Below are 5,073 nucleotides of genomic sequence, written 5' to 3'. Positions count from 1 at the left end.
GAGGAAGGCCAGGAAGTCAAGGAAGGCGACCTCATCGTCGTCCTCGAAGCCATGAAGATGGAACAGCCCCTCAACGCCCACCGCTCCGGCACGGTCAAAGGCCTGTCCGCCGAAGTCGGCACATCTGTGTCGTCCGGCGCCGCGATCTGCGAAATCAAGGACTGAATAGCGGGATTCCGCTTGATTGGGCTGCGGAATTCTTGCACGGCCTGACAGAACCCTGACACAGGCACCGTTGAAAAACCCCTTACGGGCCTCGGATACTGAAATTGAATTGATGAGCAGTGAGGAGAGGGAAAGCATGCACAGCACTCTGATCGTGGCTCGTATGGACCTTGCTTCCAGCGCTGATGTCGCCAAGCTTTTCGGTGAGTTCGACACCACCGAAATGCCTCACCGTATGGGCACACGCAGGCGGCAGCTCTTCGAGTACCGGGGCCTGTATTTCCACCTGCAGGACTTCGACGAGGACCAGGGCGGCCGGCAGATACAGGAGGCGCGGCACGACGAGCGCTTCCAGCGGATCAGTGACGACCTCAAGCCGTTGATCGAGGCGTACGACCCCGCGACCTGGCGCTCCCCGGCCGACGCGATGGCGAAGCGCTTCTACAGCTGGGAGGCGTCCGCGTGACCGGCCGACGTGTGGTCATCACCGGTATCGAGGTGCTCGCTCCCGGCGGCGTCGGGAGGAAGGCCTTCTGGGACCTGCTGAGTGACGGGCGTACCGCCACGCGCGGGATCACCTTCTTCGATCCGAGCCCCTTCCGTTCCCGGGTCGCCGCCGAGATCGACTTCGACCCGCGGGAGCACGGGCTGGGGCCGCAGGAGATCCGGCGCATGGACCGGGCGGCCCAGTTCGCCGTGGTCGCCGCGCGCGGCGCGGTCGCCGACAGCGGCATCGACCTCGCCACGTACGACCCGTACCGCGTCGGCGTCACCATCGGCAGCGCCGTAGGCGCGACGATGGGCCTCGACGAGGAGTACAACGTGGTCAGCGACGGCGGCCGGCTGCACCTGGTCGACCACGAATACGCGGTGCCGCACCTCTACAACTACCTGGTGCCCAGCTCCTTCACGGCCGAGGTCGCCTGGGCCGTGGGCGCGCAGGGCCCGAGCACCGTGGTCTCCACCGGCTGCACCTCCGGCATCGACTCGGTCGGCCACGCCGTCGACCTGCTCCGCGAGGGTTCCGTGGACGTGATGATCGCCGGTTCCTCGGACGCCCCGATCTCCCCGATCACGATGGCGTGCTTCGACGCGATCAAGGCGACGACGCCCCGGCACGACGATCCGGAGCACGCCTCCCGGCCCTTCGACAGCACCCGCAACGGCTTCGTCCTGGGCGAGGGTTCGGCTGTCTTCGTCCTGGAGGAGCTGGAGAGCGCGAAGAAGCGCGGCGCGCACATCTACGCCGAGATCGCCGGCTACGCGACCCGTTCCAACGCGTACCACATGACCGGTCTGCGCCAGGACGGCAAGGAGATGGCCGAGGCGATCGACGTCGCCCTCGGCGAGGCGCGGATGAACCCGACCGAGATCGACTACATCAACGCGCACGGCTCGGGCACCAAGCAGAACGACCGGCACGAGACCGCCGCCTTCAAGCGGAGCCTCGGGGACCACGCCTACCGCACCCCGGTCAGCTCCATCAAGTCGATGGTGGGGCACTCGCTCGGGGCCATCGGCTCGATCGAGATCGCCGCCTCCGCGCTGGCGATGGAGCACAACGTCGTGCCCCCGACGGCGAACCTCCACACCCCGGACCCGGAGTGCGACCTCGACTACGTACCGCTGGTGGCGCGTGAGCAGCTCACCGACGCGGTGCTCACCGTCGGCAGCGGATTCGGCGGATTCCAGAGCGCCATGGTGCTGGCGCGCCCCGAGAGGAGTGCGGCATGACCACCTCAGTCGTAGTGACCGGCCTGGGCATCACCGCGCCCACCGGTCTCGGCACGCGGGACTACTGGGCCGCCACCCGGGCCGGTAAGAACGGCATAGGCCGGGTCACCCGGTTCGACTCCTCGTCCTACCCGGCGACCCTCGCGGGGGAGGTCCCCGGCTTCGCCGCCGAGGAGTTGCTCCCCAGCAGGATGCTGCCGCAGACGGACCGGATGACCCGCCTCGCGCTGGTCGCCGCGGAGTGGGCGCTCGCCGACGCCGGTGTGGACCCGAAGGGCCTCGCCGAGTACGACATGGGCGTGGTGACGGCCAGTTCCTCGGGCGGCTTCGAGTTCGGCCAGAACGAGCTGCAGAAGCTGTGGAGCCAGGGCAGCCAGTACGTCAGCGCCTACCAGTCCTTCGCCTGGTTCTACGCCGTCAACAGCGGCCAGATCTCTATCAGCAACGGGCTCAAGGGCCCCAGCGGGGTGATCGTCAGCGACGAGGCCGGCGGTCTCGACGCCCTCGCGCAGGGCCGCAGGCTGATCCGCAAGGGCACCCGGATGATCGTCTCCGGCGGTGTCGACGCGTCGATCTGCCCCTGGGGCTGGGTGGCGCAGCTCGCCGCCAAGCGGCTGAGCACCAGCGACGAGCCGACCCGGGCGTTCCTGCCCTTCGACGCCGATGCGTCCGGTTACGTGCCGGGCGAGGGCGGCGCGATCCTGATCATGGAGTCGGCCGATTCGGCCCGCGAACGCGGAGCGCGCGTCTACGGAGAGATCGTCGGCTACGGCGCGACCTTCGACGCGGCGCCGGGCAGCGGGCGCGAGCCCGCGCTGGGCAAGGCCATCGAATTCGCCCTCGACGACGCGGGCGTACGACCCGGAGACGTGGACGTGGTCTTCGCGGACGCGGCCGGGGTGCCCGAGCTGGACCGGATCGAGGCGGAGGCCATCGTGAAGGTGTTCGGCGAGGGCGGTGTCCCGGTCACCGCGCCCAAGACGATGACGGGCCGGCTCTACTCCGGCGCGGGGCCGCTGGACGTGGCCACCGCCCTGCTGGCGATCGAGGAGGGACTGATCCCTCCGACGGTCAACACCCGGCCGGCCGCCGAGTACGGCCTCGACCTGGTCACCGAGCACCCGCGCACCGCCGACGTGCGCACCGCGCTCGTGGTGGCCCGCGGCTACGGCGGCTTCAACTCGGCCGTCGTGGTGCGCGCCGCCAACTGACGTACCCGCCACCCACAGACCGCGCCCCCCGCCCACGGGCTCATCCCCCCGTGCCCGCGGGCAGGGGGGCGCTTCCCCCACCCGTGCACCCCCGGTCCGGCGGCCCGGCCAACCGGCCGCCGCCCGGAGGCACCCGCACGCCCACGACCACCCGCACCTCCCGGAACCCCCCCACGCACGTCCGCACGCCCGCGGAGCCCACCCACGCACGAACCATGACGAAAGGCGATCCACATGGCCACGCACGAGTTCACCCTGGACGACCTGCGCCGCATCCTCCTGGAGGGCGCCGGCGCGGACGAGGGCGTCGACCTCGACGGGGACATCCTCGACGTCCAGTTCGAGGCGCTCGGATACGAGTCCCTCGCCCTGCTGGAGACCGGCAGCCGCATCGAGCGCGAGTACGGGATCGTCCTGGACGAGGACCTGCTCACCGACGCCGACACCCCACGCGCGCTGATCGCGGCGGTCAACGAGCACCTCCTGGCGGTCCCGAACGCCGCCTGAGCCGGCCCGCCGCCGCACCTTCCCTGCGTCCGGGCGGGGCGGACCCCACGGTCCGCGCCGCCCGGACGAACCACACACGGAACCAGACGAACCACTCACTGAGCAGACGGAGAAGAGACATGTCGTTGCAGGAGAAGCGGGTCGCCCTGATCACGGGCGCGACCAGTGGCATAGGCCTCGCCAGCGCGCGGGCGCTGGGCGCCCAGGGGCACCGGGTCTTCATCGGTGCGCGCAACGCCGAGAACGTCGCCGCGACGGTGAAGGAGCTCCAGGCCGAGGGGCTGGAGGCCGACGGAACGGTCCTGGACGTGCGCGACTCCGCGTCCGCCGCCGCCTTCGTCCAGGCCGCGGTCGACCGGTTCGGGAGCGTCGACGTGCTGGTCAACAACGCCGGGCGGTCCGGTGGCGGTGTGACCGCCGACATCGACGAGGCGCTGTGGGCGGACGTCGTCGACACCAACCTCAACAGCGTGTTCCGCCTGACCAAGGAAGTGCTCAACACCGGCGGCATGCGCCACAGGAGCCGCGGCCGGATCATCAACATCGCCTCCACCGCCGGCAAGCAGGGCGTGGTGCTCGGCGCCCCGTACTCCGCTTCCAAGCACGGGGTGGTCGGCTTCACCAAGGCCCTGGGCAACGAGCTCGCCCCCACCGGCATCACGGTCAACGCCGTCTGCCCCGGTTACGTCGAGACGCCGATGGCCCAGCGGGTCCGGGCCGGCTACGCCGCCGCGTACGACACCTCCGAGGACGCGATCCTCGACCGCTTCCAGTCCAAGATCCCGCTCGGCCGCTACTCCACCCCGGAGGAGGTCGCGGGCATGGTCGCCTACCTGGCCTCCGACACCGCCGCCTCCGTCACCGCCCAGGCCATCAACGTCTGCGGCGGACTCGGCAACTTCTGATCCGCACACCGAGGGTGCCCACGCATCCGAGATCCCGAAGAGGAAGTCCCATGACAACCCGCGAGGTTGAGCACGAGATCACCATCGCCGCGCCCGCGCCGGACGTGTACCGGCTGCTGGCCGACGTCACCAACTGGCCGCGGATCTTCCCGCCCACGATCCACGTGGACCAGGTGGAGTCCGACGGATCGCAGGAGCGGATCCGGATCTGGGCGACCGCCAACGGACAGCCGAAGAACTGGACGTCCCGCCGCGAGCTCGACCCCGAGGGCCTGCGCATCACCTTCCGCCAGGAGGTCACGGCCGCCCCGGTAGCGGCCATGGGCGGCACATGGATCATCGAGCCGCTCGGGGAGGACTCCGCGCGGGTGAGGCTGCTGCACGACTACCGCGCGATCGAGGACGATCCGCACGACCTGCTCTGGATCGACGAGGCGGTCGACAAGAACAGCCGCTCGGAGCTGGCGGCGTTGAAGGAGAACGTCGAGCGGGTCCACGCCACCGACGACGTCACCTTCTCCTTCGAGGACACCGTCCACATCAACGGCTCC

At 70.0% G+C, this 5,073-nt stretch carries 7 protein-coding genes; all 7 read left to right on the top strand.

Going from position 1 to position 5,073, the window contains the following annotated elements:
- On the top strand, positions 1–165 hold a 165-nt coding region (locus tag ACFUNE_RS37530), incomplete at its 5' end, for an acetyl-CoA carboxylase biotin carboxyl carrier protein subunit (RefSeq protein WP_383577490.1).
- Between the two features lie 136 nt (positions 166–301).
- Positions 302–631 (top strand): TcmI family type II polyketide cyclase, encoded by a 330-nt coding sequence (locus ACFUNE_RS37525; protein WP_383577488.1) that lies wholly within the window; start codon positions 302–304, stop codon positions 629–631.
- Positions 628–1,899 (top strand): beta-ketoacyl-[acyl-carrier-protein] synthase family protein, encoded by a 1,272-nt coding sequence (locus ACFUNE_RS37520; RefSeq protein ID WP_383577486.1) that lies wholly within the window; start codon positions 628–630, stop codon positions 1,897–1,899. The genes ACFUNE_RS37525 and ACFUNE_RS37520 overlap by 4 nt, the downstream gene beginning before the upstream one ends.
- Positions 1,896–3,110, top strand: a complete 1,215-nt coding sequence (locus ACFUNE_RS37515; RefSeq protein ID WP_383577484.1) for a ketosynthase chain-length factor — start codon at positions 1,896–1,898, stop codon at positions 3,108–3,110. The genes ACFUNE_RS37520 and ACFUNE_RS37515 overlap by 4 nt, the downstream gene beginning before the upstream one ends.
- Before the next feature lie 234 nt (positions 3,111–3,344).
- Positions 3,345–3,617: an acyl carrier protein gene (locus ACFUNE_RS37510; RefSeq protein WP_103515319.1), complete on the top strand. Its 273-nt coding sequence runs from the start codon at positions 3,345–3,347 to the stop codon at positions 3,615–3,617.
- 119 nt (positions 3,618–3,736) lie between these two features.
- Positions 3,737–4,522 carry an SDR family NAD(P)-dependent oxidoreductase gene (locus tag ACFUNE_RS37505; protein WP_383577482.1) on the top strand — a complete coding sequence of 262 codons (786 nt, stop codon included), beginning with the start codon at positions 3,737–3,739 and terminating at the stop codon, positions 4,520–4,522.
- A gap of 50 nt (positions 4,523–4,572) precedes the next feature.
- Positions 4,573–5,073, top strand: a 501-nt coding sequence (locus ACFUNE_RS37500; RefSeq protein ID WP_383577480.1) for an aromatase/cyclase, incomplete at its 3' end; no start/stop codon positions are given.

It is taken from the genome of Streptomyces sp. NPDC057287 (assembly GCF_042667905.1).
Classification (GTDB): domain Bacteria; phylum Actinomycetota; class Actinomycetes; order Streptomycetales; family Streptomycetaceae; genus Streptomyces.
This window is presented reverse-complemented; position numbering and strand designations above follow the sequence as displayed.

Coding starts and splice junctions, on each gene's coding strand:
- ACFUNE_RS37525 (WP_383577488.1), top strand. CDS start 302: ATGCACAGCACTCTGATCGTGGCTCGTATGGACCTTGCTTCCAGCGCT.
- ACFUNE_RS37515 (WP_383577484.1), top strand. CDS start 1,896: ATGACCACCTCAGTCGTAGTGACCGGCCTGGGCATCACCGCGCCCACC.
- ACFUNE_RS37510 (WP_103515319.1), top strand. CDS start 3,345: ATGGCCACGCACGAGTTCACCCTGGACGACCTGCGCCGCATCCTCCTG.
- ACFUNE_RS37505 (WP_383577482.1), top strand. CDS start 3,737: ATGTCGTTGCAGGAGAAGCGGGTCGCCCTGATCACGGGCGCGACCAGT.